At 59.4% G+C, this 18,935-nt stretch carries 19 protein-coding genes; 9 read left to right on the top strand and 10 right to left on the bottom strand.

Annotation, left to right across the window (positions count from 1 at the left end):
• Nucleotides 1–151: 151 nt before the first annotated feature.
• From K0H47_RS28455 to K0H47_RS28470, 4 genes are all read right to left on the bottom strand, one after another.
• A complete protein-coding gene (locus K0H47_RS28455) occupies nt 152–931 on the bottom strand; it encodes an ABC transporter permease (protein ID WP_003217229.1) in 780 nt (259 codons plus the stop codon).
• Entirely contained in the window at nt 928–1,860 is a 933-nt protein-coding gene (locus K0H47_RS28460; protein ID WP_017480239.1) for an ABC transporter ATP-binding protein, read from the bottom strand. Before K0H47_RS28460 ends, K0H47_RS28455 begins: the two co-directional genes overlap by 4 nt.
• 135 nt (nt 1,861–1,995) lie before the next feature.
• The gene (locus K0H47_RS28465) at nt 1,996–2,619 is read right to left on the bottom strand and encodes a glutathione S-transferase family protein (protein ID WP_201139681.1); all 624 of its coding nucleotides are present in this window, start codon (nt 2,617–2,619) and stop codon (nt 1,996–1,998) included.
• A 57-nt stretch (nt 2,620–2,676) separates the two neighbouring features.
• Entirely contained in the window at nt 2,677–3,336 is a 660-nt protein-coding gene (locus tag K0H47_RS28470; RefSeq protein WP_063028277.1) for a transglutaminase family protein, read from the bottom strand.
• 191 nt (nt 3,337–3,527) lie between these two features.
• Here K0H47_RS28470 and K0H47_RS28475 point away from each other — a divergent pair, with 191 nt between their 5' ends.
• Nucleotides 3,528–5,975 (top strand): acyl-CoA dehydrogenase, encoded by a 2,448-nt coding sequence (locus K0H47_RS28475; protein WP_093207632.1) that lies wholly within the window; start codon nt 3,528–3,530, stop codon nt 5,973–5,975.
• 74 nt (nt 5,976–6,049) lie between these two features.
• Nucleotides 6,050–6,457: a PA2817 family protein gene (locus K0H47_RS28480; RefSeq protein WP_003217220.1), complete on the top strand. Its 408-nt coding sequence runs from the start codon at nt 6,050–6,052 to the stop codon at nt 6,455–6,457.
• Between the two features lie 127 nt (nt 6,458–6,584).
• Here K0H47_RS28480 and K0H47_RS28485 read toward each other — a convergent pair whose 3' ends face one another.
• Nucleotides 6,585–7,517 (bottom strand): LysR family transcriptional regulator, encoded by a 933-nt coding sequence (locus K0H47_RS28485; protein WP_177071971.1) that lies wholly within the window; start codon nt 7,515–7,517, stop codon nt 6,585–6,587.
• 91 nt (nt 7,518–7,608) lie between these two features.
• Here K0H47_RS28485 and K0H47_RS28490 point away from each other — a divergent pair, with 91 nt between their 5' ends.
• The gene (locus K0H47_RS28490; protein WP_177027298.1) at nt 7,609–8,235 is read left to right on the top strand and encodes an alanyl-tRNA editing protein; all 627 of its coding nucleotides are present in this window, start codon (nt 7,609–7,611) and stop codon (nt 8,233–8,235) included.
• Here K0H47_RS28490 and K0H47_RS28495 read toward each other — a convergent pair whose 3' ends face one another.
• Together K0H47_RS28495 and K0H47_RS28500 are read right to left on the bottom strand one after the other, a co-directional pair.
• On the bottom strand, nt 8,236–9,804 hold the full coding sequence (locus K0H47_RS28495; RefSeq protein ID WP_177071972.1) for an alkaline phosphatase: 1,569 nt from the start codon (nt 9,802–9,804) through the stop codon (nt 8,236–8,238).
• Nucleotides 9,804–10,358: a GNAT family N-acetyltransferase gene (locus K0H47_RS28500; RefSeq protein ID WP_063028267.1), complete on the bottom strand. Its 555-nt coding sequence runs from the start codon at nt 10,356–10,358 to the stop codon at nt 9,804–9,806. Before K0H47_RS28500 ends, K0H47_RS28495 begins: the two co-directional genes overlap by 1 nt.
• Nucleotides 10,359–10,547: 189 nt before the next feature.
• Between K0H47_RS28500 and K0H47_RS28505 the strand changes: the two genes are divergently transcribed.
• Genes K0H47_RS28505 through K0H47_RS28525 form a run of 5 tightly spaced genes read left to right on the top strand, consistent with a single transcriptional unit; the run spans nt 10,548 to nt 15,943 of the window.
• Nucleotides 10,548–10,955, top strand: a complete 408-nt coding sequence (locus tag K0H47_RS28505) for a biopolymer transporter ExbD (protein WP_017480231.1) — start codon at nt 10,548–10,550, stop codon at nt 10,953–10,955.
• 2 nt (nt 10,956–10,957) lie between these two features.
• Complete coding sequence (locus K0H47_RS28510) at nt 10,958–11,698, top strand: energy transducer TonB (protein ID WP_219273989.1); 741 nt, start codon at nt 10,958–10,960, stop codon at nt 11,696–11,698.
• A 24-nt stretch (nt 11,699–11,722) separates the two neighbouring features.
• Nucleotides 11,723–14,005: a TonB-dependent receptor gene (locus K0H47_RS28515; protein WP_063028263.1), complete on the top strand. Its 2,283-nt coding sequence runs from the start codon at nt 11,723–11,725 to the stop codon at nt 14,003–14,005.
• A 17-nt stretch (nt 14,006–14,022) separates the two neighbouring features.
• Nucleotides 14,023–14,670, top strand: coding sequence for a MotA/TolQ/ExbB proton channel family protein (locus K0H47_RS28520; protein ID WP_063028261.1), 648 nt, complete (start codon nt 14,023–14,025; stop codon nt 14,668–14,670).
• A gap of 55 nt (nt 14,671–14,725) precedes the next feature.
• Nucleotides 14,726–15,943 (top strand): phospholipase D-like domain-containing protein, encoded by a 1,218-nt coding sequence (locus K0H47_RS28525; RefSeq protein ID WP_063028259.1) that lies wholly within the window; start codon nt 14,726–14,728, stop codon nt 15,941–15,943.
• A gap of 261 nt (nt 15,944–16,204) precedes the next feature.
• Here the strand turns inward: K0H47_RS28525 and K0H47_RS28530 are convergent, their stop codons facing one another.
• The 3 genes from K0H47_RS28530 to K0H47_RS28540 are packed head-to-tail and all read right to left on the bottom strand — an operon-like array spanning nt 16,205 to nt 17,869.
• Complete coding sequence (locus K0H47_RS28530; RefSeq protein ID WP_219273990.1) at nt 16,205–16,450, bottom strand: hypothetical protein; 246 nt, start codon at nt 16,448–16,450, stop codon at nt 16,205–16,207.
• 36 nt (nt 16,451–16,486) lie between these two features.
• A complete protein-coding gene (locus K0H47_RS28535) occupies nt 16,487–16,729 on the bottom strand; it encodes a hypothetical protein (RefSeq protein ID WP_219273991.1) in 243 nt (80 codons plus the stop codon).
• Nucleotides 16,730–16,765: 36 nt separating this feature from the next.
• Nucleotides 16,766–17,869: a polyamine ABC transporter substrate-binding protein gene (locus tag K0H47_RS28540; RefSeq protein ID WP_063028255.1), complete on the bottom strand. Its 1,104-nt coding sequence runs from the start codon at nt 17,867–17,869 to the stop codon at nt 16,766–16,768.
• A 137-nt stretch (nt 17,870–18,006) separates the two neighbouring features.
• On the opposite strand from K0H47_RS28540, the gene K0H47_RS28545 reads away from it, so the two are divergent.
• Nucleotides 18,007–18,798 (top strand): response regulator transcription factor, encoded by a 792-nt coding sequence (locus K0H47_RS28545; protein ID WP_063028253.1) that lies wholly within the window; start codon nt 18,007–18,009, stop codon nt 18,796–18,798.
• Nucleotides 18,799–18,935 lie beyond the last annotated feature (137 nt).

Genomic DNA, 18,935 nt, shown 5'->3' on the forward strand with positions numbered 1-18,935 from the left:
TTTTGGTTACTTTTGGGGCGTTTGCCAAAAGTGACCCGCTGTAAGAGCGGAACCATAAGCAGCCGTTACCTAAATAACGGATATGTACTCCCCCCCAAAATCCCAAAAAAACGGCCTCATCTGGAGGCCGTTTCTCATTACATCTAAACGCTTAGGTGCGCATCCCACGCCCACTCACCAACAACCGCGCACACCCCACATACAGCACCACAGTCGCCACCAGCATAAACGTGATCGCCACACTGATCTTGATATCCGAAACGCCCAAGATGCCATAGCGAAACGCGTTAACCATATGCAAAACCGGGTTAGCCAACGACACCGTCTGCCAGAACGGCGGCAGCAAGGTGATCGAATAAAACACACCACCCAGGTACGTCAACGGCGTCAGCACAAAGGTCGGAATAATCGAAATATCGTCAAAGTTGCGCGCAAACACCGCGTTGATGAACCCCAGCAACGAAAAGATCGTCGCCGTCAGCACCACCACCAGCAGGGTGATCCCGAGGTGATGCACCTGCAAATGGGTAAAGAACAACGACAGCAACGTCACAATCACCCCGACCATCAACCCGCGCAGCACACCGCCCAGGGTGTAGCCGATCAGAATCGTATGGGGCGACACCGGCGACACCATCAATTCCTCGATGGACCGCTGGAACTTGCTACCAAAAAAGCTCGACACCACGTTGCCATAGGAGTTGGTAATCACCGACATCATGATCAACCCCGGCACGATGTACTCCATATAGGTGAAGCCACCCATATCACCGATCTGCCGACCAATCAGGTTGCCGAAGATCACAAAGTACAAAACCATGGTGATCGCCGGCGGCAGCAGGGTTTGCGGCCAGATCCGGGTGAAGCGTTTCACTTCGCGGTAGACGATGGTCTGCAGCGCGACGAGGTTGGGTTGCAGTTCCGAACTCATACCGCCACCTTCGCCAGATTTTTCTCCACCAGGGACACGAACAACTCCTCAAGGCGATTGGTTTTGTTACGCAGGCTCAGCACTTCGATGTTCTGGGTGGCCAACTGGCCGAACAACGCGGTGATGCCCACGGCTTTATCCACCTGGACTTCCAGTGTGTGGCTGTCCACCAGGCGATTCGGGTAGCCGATCAACTGGGGCGCAACCGTCATGTCGTTTTTCAGGTCGAGCAGGAAGGTCTCCACATGCAACTGGCTCAGTAAGTTACGCATGCTGGTGTTTTCGACGATGGTGCCGTGGTCGATGATGCCGATGTTGCGGCACAGCTGCTCAGCCTCTTCCAGGTAGTGGGTGGTGAGGATGATGGTGATGCCTTTCTGGTTCAGCTCGGTGAGGAAGGTCCACATCGAGCGACGCAGTTCGATGTCCACACCCGCCGTCGGTTCGTCGAGGATCAGCAGGCGCGGTTCGTGAACCAGGGCGCGGGCGATCATCAGGCGGCGCTTCATGCCGCCAGACAGGGAGCGTGAAGGCACGTCGCGCTTGTCCCACAACCCCAGTTGGGTGAGGTATTGCTCGGCACGTTCCTTGGCGATCTTCGGCGGGATGCCGTAGTAACCGGCTTGGGTCACAACGATGTCGAAGGTCTTTTCAAACTGGTTGAAGTTGAACTCCTGGGGCACCACGCCAATGCTGCGCTTGAGCGCCGCCGGGGATTTATCCAGGTCGTGGCCAAAGATGTTCACTGTACCGGTGGTCTTGTTGACCAGGGTCGAGAGAATGCCGATGGTGGTGGATTTGCCAGCGCCGTTAGGGCCGAGCAAGGCGAAGAAATCACCTTCGGCAACGTCCAGATCGATACCACTCAGGGCCTGGAAACCGTTGCCGTAGGTTTTGGTTAGCTGCCGGATGGACAGAGCGGAACTCATATCGGATTACGCACCAAAGAAGAGGAATAGAATTGTTACATGAGGGCGGACCGCACGGAATACAACGGCTGCGCGTGACAAGCATGGTGCTTGTCCGCGCCGCACAAGTACAGTCACCCGTATTAATAGTGGGTATCAGGTCAACGCGGTCATGACCGCTTTTTGATAGGCCGGACGCTGGCGCAGGCGCTGGTACCAGGCCTCCAGGTTCGGCATCGACGGGCGTTCGATGGGCATCTCGAACCAGGCATAGATGAAACAGCCCAAGGGAATATCACCCATGCCGATCTCTTTGCCGGAGAGGTAAGGTTGCGTCGCCAAGGCCTGATCCACCGTCTGCAATACGTCGATGCAAGCCTGGCGACCGGCGTTGATGGTGTCCCAGTTCTGCTTTTCGGCAGGGGTGCGAAGTACGCCCCAGAACACGGTCCTGAAAGGGTCGGCGAGGGTCGAGGTGGTCCAGTCCATCCACTTTTCGGCGTTGGCGCGGGCTTGCAGGTCGCTCGGGTACCAGTTCGAATCCGGCGCATGCTTGGCGGCCAGATAGCGCACGATGGTGTTGGACTCCCAGAGCACAAAGTCGCCATCTTCAATCATCGGCACGCGGCCATTGGGGTTCAGCGCGCGGTATTGCGGCGTGTCGACCACACCAAAAGCCCCGCCCGCATCAATTGCCTCATAGTCCAGGCCGAGCTCCTCGGCGCACCACAGTGCTTTCCTGACGTTTGACGAATTTTTACGACCCCAGATTTTCAGCATGACCGCCCCGATTTTGAAAAAGATGGTTGGATGAATGCCGAGGCAGCATACGCCGGATCACGCCCGGCTTAAATCACTCTGCATGTCGCCCAACAGGATCGGCATCTGCTCGCCAAACAGGTGCGGGTAACATTTCTGAATGTGGGCGAAGAAGAATTCCTCGGGTACCTCGGCAAATTGCCCATGGTCCACCACGTACTCCATGGAACGCTGGCCCTTGCGGTTGAAGGCGTGGAAAACACTGTCGTGGATGCCGTCGAACTCCAGGGGTGGCACGTCGAACAGTTCACACAGTTGCTGGTTGAATGCGGGCGTGGCCTTGACCCAACGGCCATCCAGATACAGCTCGGTGTAGCCGTGCATGGCAAATACGTCACTTCTGAGCAGCTCGATCAAACGGGGCGTCGAGAGGTGGTTGCGCACGTCGGCCAGGCCGATGCGTGCCGGAATCCCGCAGTGCCTTGCGCACGCCGCCAATAGCGTCGCCTTGGGCACGCAATAACTCTCGCCGGCCGCCAGGGCGAAGCTGCCGCTGAGGGTTTGCGGGTCACGGCTGAAGGTGTAAGGGTTGTAGCGCACCGCCTCGCGCACAGCATAGTAAAGACTGACTGCCTGGTCACTGAGCGCGGCACTCGAACCGCGATGTTTTTCGGCGAACTCCACCACCGCAGGGTGGTCACTATCGATGAAGCGGCCGGGATTCAAGTACGCATTCATGAGGTTAATCTCCGAGGCAAGCGTTGAGTCTAACCACAGGCCTGCACCTGGGATAACGACGATTCGGCCAAATGTCGGCGCTTGGTGCTGATCTTTGCCGGCACACCACGTAACACCCTCGTCACCGCGCTTTTTCGGATGCCGACTAAGCTCAGAGGTGATTTCGCACCTGGTTTCACGGAGGATTGAATATGCTGTTGTTGTGGATACTGGTTCTGGTGGTGGGCATTGCCTACCTGGCGCACCGGCGCATCGCGCCCCTGCCCGCCATCGGCGTGGTCGCCGTCTACCTCTTGGCGATGGGCGCCTTCAGCCATGCTCCAGGCTGGTTGCTGTTGATCTTCTGGGTGCTGATCGCCGTGGTGGCCGCCCCGCTGCTGCTGCCGGACCTGCGTCGCAAGTACTTCACCGCGCCGCTGTTCAACTGGTTCCAGAAAGTCCTGCCGCCGATGTCCGAGACTGAGCGCGACGCCATCGACGCCGGCACCGTGTGGTGGGACGGCGAGCTGTTCAGCGGCCGCCCCGACTGGGACAAGCTGCTGGCTTATCCCAAGGCGCAACTGACCGAAGAAGAACAAGCCTTCATCGACGGTCCTACTGAGGAACTGTGCGCCATGGTCACCGACTGGGAAATCGGCCAGGCCATGGACCTGCCGCCCGCCGCCTGGGAGCACATCAAGCAGCACGGTTTTTTTGCCCTGATCATCCCAAAGGAATTCGGTGGCAAAGGCTTCTCCGCCTACGCCCACTCCCAGGTCGCGATGAAGCTGGCAACCCGCAGCGGCGACCTCGCCTCCACGGTCATGGTCCCCAACTCCCTGGGCCCGGCCGAATTGCTGCTGCACTACGGCACCGATGAACAACGCAACCATTACCTGCCCCGCCTCGCCCGTGGCGACGATATCCCGTGTTTTGCCCTGACCGGTCCACTGGCGGGCTCCGATGCCGGCTCCATGCCCGACACCGGGGTGATCTGCAAAGGCGAATGGGAAGGCAAGGAAACCCTCGGCCTGCGCCTGAACTGGGAAAAACGCTACATCACCCTCGGCCCGGTGGCGACCCTGCTTGGCCTGGCCTTCAAGGCCCACGACCCGGACCACCTGCTGGGCGACAAAGAAGACCTCGGCATCAGCCTCGCGCTGATCCCCACCGACACACCGGGCGTTGAAATCGGCCGCCGTCACCTGCCACTGGGTGCCGCGTTCATGAACGGCCCCAACTCCGGCAAGGACGTGTTCATTCCCCTGGAGTTCCTGATCGGTGGCCAGGAAATGCTCGGCAAGGGCTGGATGATGCTGATGAACTGCCTGTCGGTAGGCCGTTCGATTTCCCTGCCAGCGGTTGGCACCGGCGCGGCCAAGTTCACCAGCCTGGTGACCGGCCAATATGCCCAGGTGCGTGAGCAGTTCAACGTACCACTGGCGGCCTTTGAAGGCATCCAGGAAGCCTTGGCCCGCATCGGCGGTAACGCGTGGCTGATGGACAGCGCGCGAATGCTCACCGCCAATGCCGTCGACCTGGGAGAAAAACCCTCGGTGCTGTCGGCGATTCTCAAGTACCACCTGACCGAACGCGGCCGCGAGTGCATCAGCCATGCAATGGACGTGCACGGCGGCAAGGGCATCATCATGGGGCCCAACAACTACCTGGGCCGCAGCTGGCAAGGCGCGCCGATCTTCATCACCGTGGAAGGCGCGAATATCCTCTCGCGCAACCTGATGATCTTTGGCCAGGGTGCGATCCGCTGCCATCCGTTCGTACTCAAGGAAATGGCCCTGGCTGGTCGTGAAGACCATGACCAGGCCCTAAAGGAATTCGACGGACTGCTGCTGCAGCACATCGGGTTTGCCGTGAGCAACGCCGCCAGCACCCTGGTGCTGAACCTCGGTTTCGGCCACTTCGAGAAAGCCCCGGGCAATCGCTTGAGCCAGGGCTACTTCCGCGCACTCAACCGTCAGGCTGCTGCGTTTGCGATGCTGGCGGACCTGAGCATGATGCTGCTGGGCGGCGAGTTGAAACGTCGCGAACGCCTGTCGGCACGTCTCGGTGATGTGCTGAGCCATATGTACCTGGCGTCGGCGGCGCTCAAGCGTTATCACGACCTGGATTCGCCAGACCATCTGGAACCGCTCTTCGCCTGGGCCATGGAAGAAAGCCTTGGCCACTCCGAGCGGGCACTGGATGAATTGCTGACCAACTTCCCGAGCAAGGTGTTGGGTTGTCTGTTGCGGGTGATCGTGTTCCCGTTCGGCCGCCGTCATAAAGGCCCGTCCGATGCACTGGATGCCGAGGTGGCCGCAGTGCTTGGTCGCGCCAAGGGTGACCCGACCCTGGAAGCAGTGCTAGCGGGCTGCTATCGCCCACAGTCCGCCGAAGATCCGGTGGGTGCCCTGCAACACGCCTACGACCTGTTGGCCGACAGCCATCCATTGCAGAAAAAACTCCACGAAGGCCTCAAGAGCGGCCAGGTCAAACCGACCGCCGGCGAACACGCCATCGACGCCGCGCTGCATGCCGGCGTGCTGCAACCAGCCGAGGCGCAGACCCTGCGTGACGCCGAAGCGGCACGACGCAAGGTGATCGACGTGGATGATTTCAGCAAGGAAGAGCTGACCCAGGCTGAGGGAAAAGTCCGCTGATCCCAGCGGTCATATAAAAACGGGCGCTTGAGCTATATACTCTCGCGCCCGTTTTGCTCTTGAGGACTTATCTCGTGTCCAATGTCGTTGCCGATCATCTCGTCTTGCTCGACCACCTGCGCAGCATCCTGGTTGCCGTCGGCGAAGCCGAACAGGTGCCCGAGGAAAGCCACCTCCTGTTCCTGGAGCGCTTCGATGAACTGCGCGCCCTGCTGCCCATCGACCCGATCGAAAGCCAGTACCTGGGCCAGGACATGATGAGCCAGGTCATCCTGCGCTACCCGCAAATTGCTCACCTGGTGCCGCGTGACTTGCTGTGGTTCTTCGGTGGCGACTGCCTGCACTTCATGCCCGACGACGAACTGGACCTGTACCAGGCTCTGGAAGAGCGTCGCTTCGAAGCGGAACAGAACGACGAACCATTCGACTGGAACCAGGAAAAGCAGTTGTTGGCCATGTCCAATGACCAGCCCAAGCACTGATTTCAGGGCTCACGAAAATCCAATGTGGGAGCGGGCTTGCTCGCGAATGCGGTGTGTCAGTCAATATTTTAGGTGACTGATACGCCGCATTCGCGAGCAAGCCCGCTCCCACATTTCGATCGCATTCCTACCGTTTCTTCAGCGTCGGCTCTTTGGCCATGCACTCCACCAGATAATCAATAAACACCCGCAACTTCGGCGGCAGATATCGCGTCGGCGAATGCAGCAACCAGGCATCCCCGTGGTACGACGCAATAAAATCCCACCCCGGCAACACCTGCACCACCTCCCCCGCTTCCAGCGCATGCCGCGCCGTGAAATACGGCAAGCTGCCAATTCCCACATGCTGCAACACCGCATCCAGCCGCACCCCGGTGTGATTCGCCGCATACCGCCCGCGCACCCCGACCGTCACCGCCTTGCTGCCCTGGCGAAACTTCCAGCGCGCATCCCCAGGCGTCTCGCCCAGGTAGATGCAACTGTGCTCCAACAAATCATGGGGATCCTGCGGCGCACCGTGCTCCGCCAGGTAATGCGGCGTGGCGCAGATCAAGTGTTCGATAGGTAGTAATTGGCGCCCCACCAAGCCCGGCGGCGGGCTGTCGGTGATGCGGATGCTCAGGTCGACATTGTCATCAATCAGGTCAACATGCCGGTCCTCAAGGATCAATTGCACATCGACCTTGGGATAACGCCGCAGAAATTCCGGCATATGGGGATGCACCACAAAACGCCCCACCGCCTTGGGCACGCTGACCCGCACCAACCCTTCGGCTTCATGGGTGTACTGCCCGCTGATTTCCATTACAGAACGCGCGGCGCTGACCATCTCCTGGCAGCGCTTGAACACCTCTTCGCCTCCTTCGCTGAGGCGCAACTTGCGCGTGGTGCGTTGCAGCAGGCGGGTCGCCAGGGCTTTTTCCAGGCGCGAGATGCTGCGGCTCACAGAGGACGGCGATGCACCCAATTGCCGTGCGGCCTCGGAAAAGCTGCCGGTTTCCACCACCTTGACGAAAATCGCCATTTCGCCGAGCAGAGGCAAGGGAAGATTGATGCTCATGACGCACAAGTCCATTGAGATTTGAACGGATTATCACCCATTGGCGCACTTCTTATACTGCCGGATAGAAACCCTGATGCGGATGTAGATGATGACCCAGCGCCTGTTTTTTACCCATGACCACCTGAATGCCGAACTTGAAGTGCTGGGATGCACACCTTTTGATAACCAATTTGCGGTAGTCCTGCAGTCGACGATCTTCCACCCCCAAGGTGGCGGCCAGCCATGCGACACCGGCTGGCTGGGAGAAAGCCAGGTGTTGAAGGTCGTGCAGGAAGGCGATCGCATCGTGCATTACGTCGACCGCCCCGTAGCACCCGGCGCGATACAGGCACGCGTCGATGAAGACCGCCGTAACCTGCACACGCGCCTGCATTCAGCCGGGCATCTGATCGGCAATGCCGGCGAAACCCTGGGCTGGATGCCGATCAAGGCCCATCACTGGCCGGGCGAAGGCAAGATCACCTTTATTCGCGGTACTTCGGCTCAACCCATGGACGCCGAGGCGATTCAGCGGCAAGTCGACCAATGGATCGCCGCCAACCTGCCGCGCCATATGGCACTGGATGAGGGCACGCGGGAAGTGGGTTTTGGCGAGCTGCCGGCCTATGCCTGCGGCGGTACGCATGTGCAGGCATTGGGGGACGTGGGCCAAGTGACGATCCTGGCCCTCTCCGAGAAAAAGGGTGCGTTGTCGGTGCGCTATACCCTGGACTGACTAAACCGCAATCGCTCCCGCCCTGCCCGGCTCCACCACAAACGACTTGAGGGTTGAGACACTGGCATTTGGATCCTTCGGATCGGAAATCACCCGGAAGTGCGTCAGCATGCTCTTCTCCTCAAGCGCTACCGACACATAGCCGCGCTGGCGGCTGTCGAAAAACTTTACATGGGGATTGAGCGGCAGGATCGCACTGAACGCCTCAAACGGCGGCCCGTCAGAGGTCACCGAGGTGCCGACAAACTCGGTAGCGACCACCGGCGAATCCAGGTTCCCTCCGTCAGCGTGCAGGTCCGTCGCCCAGAACGAGTGAATATCGCCACCCCAGAACACCGGGTTATTCACCTTCCTGCGCACCATCGAAGCGAGCATCCGTTCACGGTTGGCCATGTAACCATCCCAACCATCGGTCCAGCGGCCAGGCTTGTGATTGGTCAGGTCTCGTTGTGTGAGCGGCGCGACCAACAGGTCCTGGGCGATCACGTTCCATTGCGCCCGGGACTCGGCAAAGCCCTGATCCAGCCACGCTTCCTGCTCCCAGCCGAGCATGGTGCGACGGGGATCGCGCAGGTCGGCACAGGTATTCGCGGCCACATGCCCCTTGTGGCTGCCATTGGCCAGGATGCATGGCTGCTCGGAGCGGTACTGACGCCCATCCAGCACATGGAAACGCGCCAGTCGGCCGTAGTCCAAACGCCGATAAATGCGCATGTCCGGCCCGCGCGGCAGGCTGCTCGCCCGCAGCGGCATATGCTCGTAGAACGCCTGGTAGGCCGCCGCCCGCTGCTTGAGAAAACTCGCCACCGGGATGTTCGGGTCCTGGGACCATTCATTGGCATAGTCATTTTGCACTTCGTGATCGTCCCAGGTGACCACACTGGGCGCCGCGGCATGCAGTGCCTGCAGATCCGGATCGGTCTTGTACAGGGCGTAACGGTTGCGGTAATCCACCAGGTTCAGCGCATTGCCGCTGCCGTGGGGGCGAATGATCTTGCCGGAGTCGGCCGCGTAGGAACTGTCATAGATGTAATCACCGAGGAAAAACACCAGGTCAGGCTGCTCGGCCGCCAAGTGACGATAGGCGCTGAAGTAGCCTCGCTCCCAATGGGAGCAGGAGACAAAACCCAACTGCGCCGATGCCACGGCATGCACCGCCGGGGCCGTACGCGACTGCCCCACCGGGCTTTGCGCGCCGAGGCCTTCGAACTGGTACCAGTACGGTCGACCCGCTTCCAGCCCGGCGACTTCCACATGCACCGAATGGGCGAAACACTCGCTGGCCATCACCTCGCCCTGGCGCACAACCCGCGTCATCGCCGCATCACTGGCCACCTTCCAGCGCACCGGCACTGCTCGGTTCAATCCGCCGCGACCGTCTGCGGCATTGAACAACGGCGCGAGGCGCGTCCAGATCACGAAACCATCGGGCAACGGATCGCCTGAAGCCACGCCGAGGGTGAAGGGATAGTCGATGCCTGCACTGCGGGCAAAAGGACTGAGGATCGAAAACGCGGTGGCAATCGCCAGCCCGCCCAGTACTCGACGGCGGCCGTGATCGACACTCATCAACCGTGCTCCTTCCAATCCGCACGCACCAGGCCATACAACAACATGTCCTCCTGCACCCCATTCTTGAGGAAGGCGCCCTTCATGCACCCTTCGTAAGCCAAGCCGATTTTTTCCATGACCCGAGCGGACCCTTTGTTACGGGCAAAGCACTGGCTGCCCACACGCTGCAGCGCCAATTCGCTAAACCCAAACGCCATGATCTGCGCCGCTGCTTCGGCGGCATAACCCTGGCTTCGACAATGGGCGGCCACCCAATACCCGAGATGCCCACTTCGATGAGCCGCAGACAACCTGAGGCTGATCACGCCGATCAATTCGCCCGTTTCCCGCAGATGAATACCCAGCCCCAGTGAATGCCCCGAGCGGTAATTCTCTGCCTGGCCATCAATAAAGACGTGTGCGGTTTCCAAGGTGTAAGGCGATGGAATCGCAGCCGTGTTGTTCGCAATATCGGTATCGTTGGCCAGCACCGACAACGTCTCGGCCTGCTCCTTTTGCAGAGGTTTCAACAGCAGGCGCGGGGTAGATAAATGGGGCAGTGCAATGCTCATGCAGAGGGACTCGCGAAATAAATTCTCCAAGAATGTACCCGCGTCGTGTCAGTTTCATTACGTAGATAAATAGACCCACGAGTCGTCTGTAAGACGCGTCCTAGAGCCTTAAAAGCTTAAATTAAAGTTAACCATTCGGTCATTTTTGGTTGCTAGCGTGTCGCCCCTAATCAACGGTGGGGTAGCGGAATGAGAACTTGGGATGAACCCAAAAAGCGCAAGGCACACATCGAACTGATCCCGATGATCGACGTGATGATGTTCCTGTTGGTGTTTTTTGTACTGGTGAGTTTGAACGTGATTCCGGCCCTGGGCATGAAGACTCAGCTGCCGAGCGCCAGCAGTTCACAACAGCTCAAGCCGCAGAATAAATTCATCCTGACCCTGGGCCTGGAAGGCCAATTGCAGCTCGATGGCAAGGACATGAGCGTCGAGGCACTGGTGCCTGCTCTCAAGGCCGCCGAGAAGCCTGACACCAAGTCGACGATCATCGTCAACAGCGACAAAGGCGTGGAAGTGTCGCGCCTGGTCGAGGTGATGGACACCCTGCGCGTGGGTGGCTTTACCTCTGTCTCCATCGCCACGAAAAAGTCCTGATCATGTATGCCTTGTTTCGTGCGCGTCGGCTGCTGGGCAGTGTCCCGGCCCTGATCGCCCTGGTGCTGATTGCACTGGGTATCCAGTCCCAACCCCTGAAGATCCAGCCGCAGTACGACGAGTCGGCGGTTGAACTTGCCCTGGTGGAGCCCGAGCCGGAAGTGGTCCCCGAGCCCGTGGTGGAGCAAGAGCCACCGCCGCCGGTGATCGAAGACGAAGAGGCCGAACCCGCCCCGCCGCCTCCGCCACCCAAACCGGTGCCCAAGCCTCTGCCAAAACCTGAGCCCAAGCCAAAACCGGTGCCCAAGCCCGTGGTCGCCAAGCCAACGCCTGTGCCTGTGCCTGCGCCAGCTCCGGTGGCCGCCAAACCGGTGCAAGCCGCTCCCGCACCCACGCCAGCACCCGCCGCGCCACCGGCGCCGCCGAAAGTCGACGGTCAGGCGCTGGAAGGCGGCTACCTCAAGGGCTTGCGCAACGAGTTGGACACCTACAAGCAATACCCCACCGGGCGCCAGGCGTCCCTCGAACGCCCCAGTGGCGAGGTGGTGGTCTGGTTAATGGTGGACCGCCAAGGCCGCGTCCTCGACTCCGGGATCCAGACCCCGGCGCCGAGCATGCTGCTCAACCGGGCCGCCACCAACAGCCTGCGCCGTATCAAGCAGGTGAAACCGTTCCCCGAACAAGCCTTCGGTGGACGTAACGAGCAGCGCTTCACCGCCACCTTCAACTACAGCGTGCAATAAGCACACACCACCAGGACGACAGTGATGAAGTTCACCCGGATTCATCTGGCACTCGTTGCCGCGACGAGCATGACCCATGGAGTGGTCATGGCAGACACCAGCGACAGTGACGTCGGGACTATTGGGGTACAGGGCAAGGCAACCGCGGGGGGCGGTTACATGGTCCAGGAAGAGAGCGCCAAGGGCCGCTCGACCATCACCAAGGAAGCGCTGGACAAACAGACGGCCACCGGCAACGCCATCGACAAGCTCAAGTACACCCCGGGCCTGAACATCTCCAGTGAAGACAACACCGGCCTCTCGGGTTTCCGCTTCACCATGCGCGGCATGAACTCCGACCAGGTCGGTATGTCGGTGGACGGCATGCCGATCAACGACTCCGGCAACTACGCCTTGTACTCCAACCTGTTGGGCGACCCGGAAAACATCGACCAGATTTTCGTCACCCAGGGCTCGTCGGAAGCCGACGGCCCGCACATCGGTTCCAGCGGCGGCAACATCGGCATCGTGACCATTCGCCCCACCAAGGAAACCGGTGCCTTCGTCAAGCAAGTGGTCGGCAGCAACGCCACCCGCAAGACCTTTGCCCGCCTCAACACCGGTGAAGTCAACGGCCTGAGCAACTGGCTGTCGGCCTCCCACACCGAAGGCCAGATGTGGCGCGGCTCGGGTGCCGTGCGTGCGGACAAGGTGGAGTGGAACAGCTTCTTCGACGCCGGCAACGGCAACACCGCCAACCTGATCCTCAAGTACCACGAGCAGGACAACAACAGCTACAGCCAACTGACCAAGTCACAGTTCCAGCAGTACGGCCGCAAGTACGACCCGTATCCGGCGACACCGGCGGTGGGCGCCAACGGCAAGATCAGCAGCTACTACGACCTGGCGCAGAACCCGTTCCAGACCTTCACCGCCGTGCTCAACACCCAGTACAAACTGAGCGACAATCTGTCCCTCTCGGTGATCCCGTATTACTACTACGGCAACGGCAGTGGCGTGGGCTCTTCGGCCTATGCGCTGAACAGTGGCTCGAACAAGGGCGGCGTTTTCGACCTCGGCAACCTGCCGACACAGGCTCAATACAACGCCGACGGTTCCGCGACCACCGGCGTCTACTACCGCCCTTCGCGCACCCAGACCTGGCGCCCGGGCATCACCACCAAGCTGAACTGGGACCTGGGCGATCACAGCCTGCAATTCGGCTACTGGTACGAACGCGCCCGCCAAAGCCAGACCCAGCCGTTCATTGCCCTGAAGAACAACGGCAAGCCGAGCGACACCTGGCCCGACGGCAACTCCGTGGTCGACGCCAACGGCAACACCGTGCAGGGGCGCGACCGCTACACCGTGACGCCGGCGCAGAAGGTCTGGACCCAGGACACCTGGTACATCAACTCGGACTGGACACTGATCGCCGGCATCGCCTACATGAACGTCGAGCGTGACGGCACCAACCACGGCAGCCTCACCGAGCAACCGGGCAAGGCCAGCCAGACCTACAACAAACTGCTGCCCAACGCCGGCCTGAAGTACCAGATCGACGAGCGTGACCAGTTGTTCTATAGCCTGTCGCGCAACATGCGGATTCCGCAGAACTACGTGCTGTACGACAAAGGCGTCGGCTCCCTCGACTCCAAGCCGGAGCTCAGCTGGAACCAGGAACTGGGCTGGCGCTACACCGGCGAAGACAGCACCCTCGCCGCCACCTTGTTCTACATGCAGTTCAAGAATCGCCAGCTCACCTCCCTGGACAGCAATGGTGATTCCGCCGACATCAACGCCGGCACCGTCATCAACAAAGGCCTGGAACTGGAGTGGAGCGGCAAGCTGCCGCACAACTTCAACTACTACACCTCCTACACCTACACCAGCTCCAAGCAGCAGGATGACCTGACCGTCTACAGCGCCGGCAAGCCGATCGTGCTGCCCACCAGCGGCAAGCAATTCGCCAACGTGCCGACCAACATGCTCGCAGCCAACGTCGGCTATGACGACGGGCGCTTCTACGGCACCTTCGGCGGCAAGTTCACCAGCAAGCTCTATGGCGACCTGACCAACGACGAAGCCATCTCCGCCCGCACCGTTTTCAACCTCGGCGCCGGTATCTACCTGCCGGTGGACAAGAAAGTCGTCAAGGACGCAACCCTGCGCCTGAACGTCGACAACCTGTTCGACAAGAAGTACCTGGACGGCGTGTACACCACCAAGACCAACTCGGCGAGCTACAGCGGTTTCCGCGACGGCGACCCGGCTTACATCGTTGGGCTTGACCGCACCGTCACCGTATCCCTGGAAGCCAATTTCTAACTGCGAGGCTCAGCATCATGGACATGAACCTGCTTCACCAAATCACCTTTTATGTGATGTACGCCGCCCTGGCGATTGCGATCTTCATCACCATCGAACGTGGCATCTACTTCGCCTACGTGCGCCGTCAGGCCCGTGCGCTGACTGAAGTGCTGGGCGCCAATGTGCACAGCGAGCGTGACCTGCCGGAAAACCTGACCCGCCGCGACAGCCTGCCACTGAGCATGGTGCTGCCGATCCTGGCGCAGAAGGCTTCCCATGGTTCGCGCAAGGACCTGGACGACGAGATCGAAACCCAGTACCTCAAGACCCGCGCGCCGCTGTCCCGCAGCCTGTGGATCATCGAAACCATCACCACCGCCGCGCCGCTGCTCGGCCTGCTGGGCACCATTCTCGGCATCATCGACACCTTCAAAGCGCTGGCCACTGCCGGCGTGTCCGACCCGGGCCAGATTTCCGGTGGTATCGGTACGGCCCTGTTCGCCACGGGTTTGGGTATCGCCATCGCGCTGTTCTGCGTGGTGTTCCACAACTTCTTCCAGGACAGCCTAGAGCGCATCAACGACCAGCTGAAAATCCTGCTGATCCGCGCTGCGACCGGTGCCCGCGTACAGGGTGAAGTGCCGCACCTGGTGCCGACACCGCTGCATACCCGCACAGCATGACCTTCAAGGCGGGCGCATGATGCGCCCGCCTTTCTTTTTGCCCGATGAGACGCCTATGTCCCTCTCGATGAAGTTGCGTATCGCAGGCCTGACCGGCTTGCTCCTCAGTCCGCTTGCCCAGGCGGACTTTTCAATTCCGGGGTTTGAACTGGTGCACACCGTGCCGGTGGATACCACGTTGGGCACGGCCGATTTGCGTCAGCCGGGCCCGGTGTGGATCGAATTGTTTGACGGTGCAAAAAACAGCATTGATATCGGCCAGTTCTACGCGGCCGACCATCCCGGCTCGGTGATGGACACGGTCATCGAACACTTGGAAGCCGCCGGCAAGCGCGGGGTGAAAATCCGCTTTCTGTTGGAAGAAAAAGGTATCCGGCTGTCGGAAGCGTCGACCCTGGAGCGCTTGCGCGCGATTCCCAACCTGACCTTCCGCGTGCTTTCGTACGGGCAACTGAGTGGCGGAATCATCCACGCGAAATACATGGTGGTGGACGGCAAGCAGGCGTTTATCGGCAGCCAGAACTTCGACTGGCGTTCGCTGGAGCATATCCACGAAACCGGTTTGCGCATCAGCGATACAACCGTGGTCAGCCAGGTGCAGGCGATCTTCAATCAGGACTGGCAAGCCCAGGCCGCCCTTACAGATAAACAACCCGTGCCGCTGCCGGCTGCGGGCCAGGAGCAGGGACGCACCGGCAACTATCTGGTGGCCAGCCCACAACGCTACAATCCGCCCGGCGTGGGCGATTCACAATTGGAACTGCCGCGCCTGTTGAGCGAGGCCAAGAAAGAAGTGCGCGTGCAACTGCTCGACTACGCGCCGCTGTCCTACGGGCCGGACCGAACCCGGCCGTACTACGCGGTGATCGACAACGCCGTGCGCGCCGCCGCAGCGCGTGGTGTGTCGGTGAAGCTGATGGTGTCCAACTGGAACACCGAAGCCCTGGAATTGCCGTACCTGAAAAGCCTGGCCGTGCTGCCGAATATCGAGGTCAAGATCGTTACGCTGCCCGAGGCCAAGCAGGGATTTATTCCTTACGCGCGGGTGATCCACAGCAAGACCATGGAAATCGACGGGCAAGTGGCCTGGGTGGGGACCAGTAACTGGCTGGGTGGTTACTTCGATAACTCGCGCAACCTGGAAGTGGTGATGCATGACGCGGTGATGGCCAAGCGTGTGGGCGAGCTGCATGCGCAATTGTGGGATGGGCCGTATGCCAAGGCACTGGATGTAGCGGCGCAGTACCCGGAACCGCATCCTGGCAAGCCTTGATAACCCATTTCAAACTTCACCGAAAAATCCAGTGGGAGCGGGCTTGCTCGCGAAGGCGCTGCCGTAACACGGCAGCAGCCTGCCCCTCAGAAGTCGGGGCGTGGTGGTGCGCAGCGCGCGTCAGTTCTCACCGCTGAATATGCCGGAAAATGCCCTGAGCCTGGGGTTTGTCCCGCTTGACCGGGATGAGATCCGGGAAGCCATACTGCGTTTGGCGCGGGTGATGAGCAGGCGTTGATGACACGCATGCATCGACAAAAGCTAGAGCGCGCCATGGCCGCTGTTTTGGAGCCGAGCAAGGTCGGGACACTCGAGCAACAGCGCCCGATTGCCCCGACCGATATGCTCCATCACCGCCAGCGTGATGAACTCGCGCACCATCCCGCTCGAGACGCAATACATCGCCCAGGCTTGTTCGGGCGTGCAATGGCCGATCTGTTCTTCGATTTCCTTGTAGGCCTGGTATTCGTCCGGCTTCAGAAAGTATGGGTTAGCCGCATGGCGCATGATTTTTCTCCTCCCTGGAAACGCTGCGACAGCCCCTTAGTCTGCCGACGGATAAAGCGGGGCCGTTATGGCCCCATTCATACGCCTGCGCTGATCGACTTTCGTCGAGCGACTCCTCCCATCATGTTTATGGAGCAATGCCTTGATGCGGTTCAGCAGTCGTTCATCATTACCCAGTGACGCGAGGCCATGGGTTGTTTGCGCCTCATAGGCCTCAACCATCTTTATCAGCGTCACTAATTGATGACTGTCGGCTTTGGTTTCTTTGCAAATAGCCATGTAACCCTCTGCCAATAAAGATGAATGCCAAGCGGGTTATGTACCGCTCTTGACCTTGGTCCACACACGCGTGCGGATTCGTTCTAACTTCAACGGTAGTGGTTCAAGCGGAACAAGTGTGGCAACCGTATTCTTGTCAGGATAAATCCAAGGGTTGTCGCGCAGCTTCTGCTCGACGAACTCAGTGGCGTCCTTGTTAGCGTTCGGGTAAAGCGTGTGGTTCGAGCTTTTGGCAATCACTTGTGGTTCAAGCATGTAATTGATGAAAGCCAGACCTTCCTTGGCATGGGGCGCATCTTTAAGCAGCACAAAATTTTCCGACCAGACCAGCCCACCTTCGCGCGGCAGGCTGTAGGCAATCTTGCGCCCGGTGTTGTTTTTCTCGTTGATGGCCTGCGCCGTCAGTGCCCCGCTCGCCCAACCCACGACCACGCATATGTTGCCATCAGCAAAGTCGGCATCGGTTCTGGAAGAGTCGAAGTAGAGGACGTAAGGGCGGATTTTCAATAGCAGCGCCTGTGCCTTCAGGTAATCCTCTGGGTTCTGGCTGTTACTCGGCAGCCCGAGGTAATGCAGAGCGATGGAGATGATTTCACTCGGAGAGTCGAGCATCGCCACGCCGCACGACTTGAGCTTGCTGATGTTTTCTTCTTTGAAGATCAAGTCCCAACTGTCCACCGGGGCGTTATCACCCAGGGCCGCTTTGACTTTATCCACGTCGTAGCCAATGCCGGTGGTGCCCCACAAGTAAGGCACGGCGTAGAGATTGCCGGGATCATTTATCGCAAGCAACGCCATCATCTCGGGGTCGAGATGGGAGTAGTTGCTCAGTTGGCTGCGGTCCAGCGGCGCCAGGACGCCAGCCTGAATCAGGCTTGGCAAGACGTTGGACGTGGCAACGACGACGTCGTACCCGGTGCGCCCAGCCATGGCTTTGCTTTGCATGACCTCGGCACTGTCAAAGGTATCCACGTGCATCTTGGCGCCAGTTTTCTGCTCGAATTCTTTCGGCGTCTCAGGGGCGATCAACCCGAACCAGTTGTACAGATTGACCCGTGGCTCTGCCGCCGCTGCCGGCGTGCTTGCGCCAACACAGACAAGCGAGGCCAAAAAAATGGCGCGCAAATGTGATTTATTCATATAACTATCCTTGTCATAACGAATGGCCTTCATGGCCATCACCACTGGTGGGTGAATATACCCGCCGTCGTCGATTAGTAAATACCTACAAGTACTTAGCTCAGACCTATGAATCCCTAACCCTAAAGGGGTAGTAAATGTCACTCGACCTTCATGACTTGGCCTGGCACCGGTCGGCCGGCAAGCTGATCATGGAGCTGAACCGCCCGGCTTTCTGGAGCTCTCTGGTTCGCGTATTAAAAGAATACGTACAGATCGATAACTGGGTTGTATTGGTGTTCAGCGATCAACACGTCACTGTGATCTCCGTGCCCGAAGTTGCCGACGCCGAGGAAGTGGATGCACTGACACAACGCTACGTAAAAGGGCTTTATTTGCTCGACCCTTTTTACATAGCCAACCGTGAAAACCCACAGAGTGGCTTTTTCCATTTGTCAGACATCGCGCCGGAGCATTTCCTGACTACCGAGTATTACCACCAGTATTTCGCCCCGTATGTCTCTGTGGATGAGGTGCAGTACAACGTGCAGCTCGACGCGAACAGAACGCTGTGTATTTCCTTCGGCAGTAACGTGCGCTTCAGCCCGGAGCAGATCACCACACTGGAGATCATCAAGCCTTGGGTCATGGCATTGATGCATCAACGCATGTGCTTTGAGACGGACCTGGAAAAAAATCTCAGTGAGCCACCACCGTGGTCGGAAGCCATCGTTCAACTCGGCACGCAGATAACCGCGCGTGAAAAGGATGTACTCAAATTGCTGCTCAGCGGCTTTTCGAACAAAGAGATCGCCGGCAAATTGTCCCTGTCTACCGAAACAATCAAGGTGCACCGGCGCAACATTTACAACAAGTTGAACATCAAGTCGCAGTCCGAACTGTTCTCACGCTTTTTTATACCGAAGCAAGACGCTTACGCGCCGAACTAGATTCGGCGGATAAAAAGCCGCGCACACAAAAACGCCGATCATTGCTGATCGGCGTTTTCGTTAAATATGGAGCGGGAAACGAGACTCGAACTCGCGACCCCGACCTTGGCAAGGTCGTGCTCTACCAACTGAGCTAT

It is taken from the genome of Pseudomonas sp. Xaverov 83, from assembly GCF_019352905.1.
Classification (GTDB): domain Bacteria; phylum Pseudomonadota; class Gammaproteobacteria; order Pseudomonadales; family Pseudomonadaceae; genus Aquipseudomonas; species Aquipseudomonas yamanorum.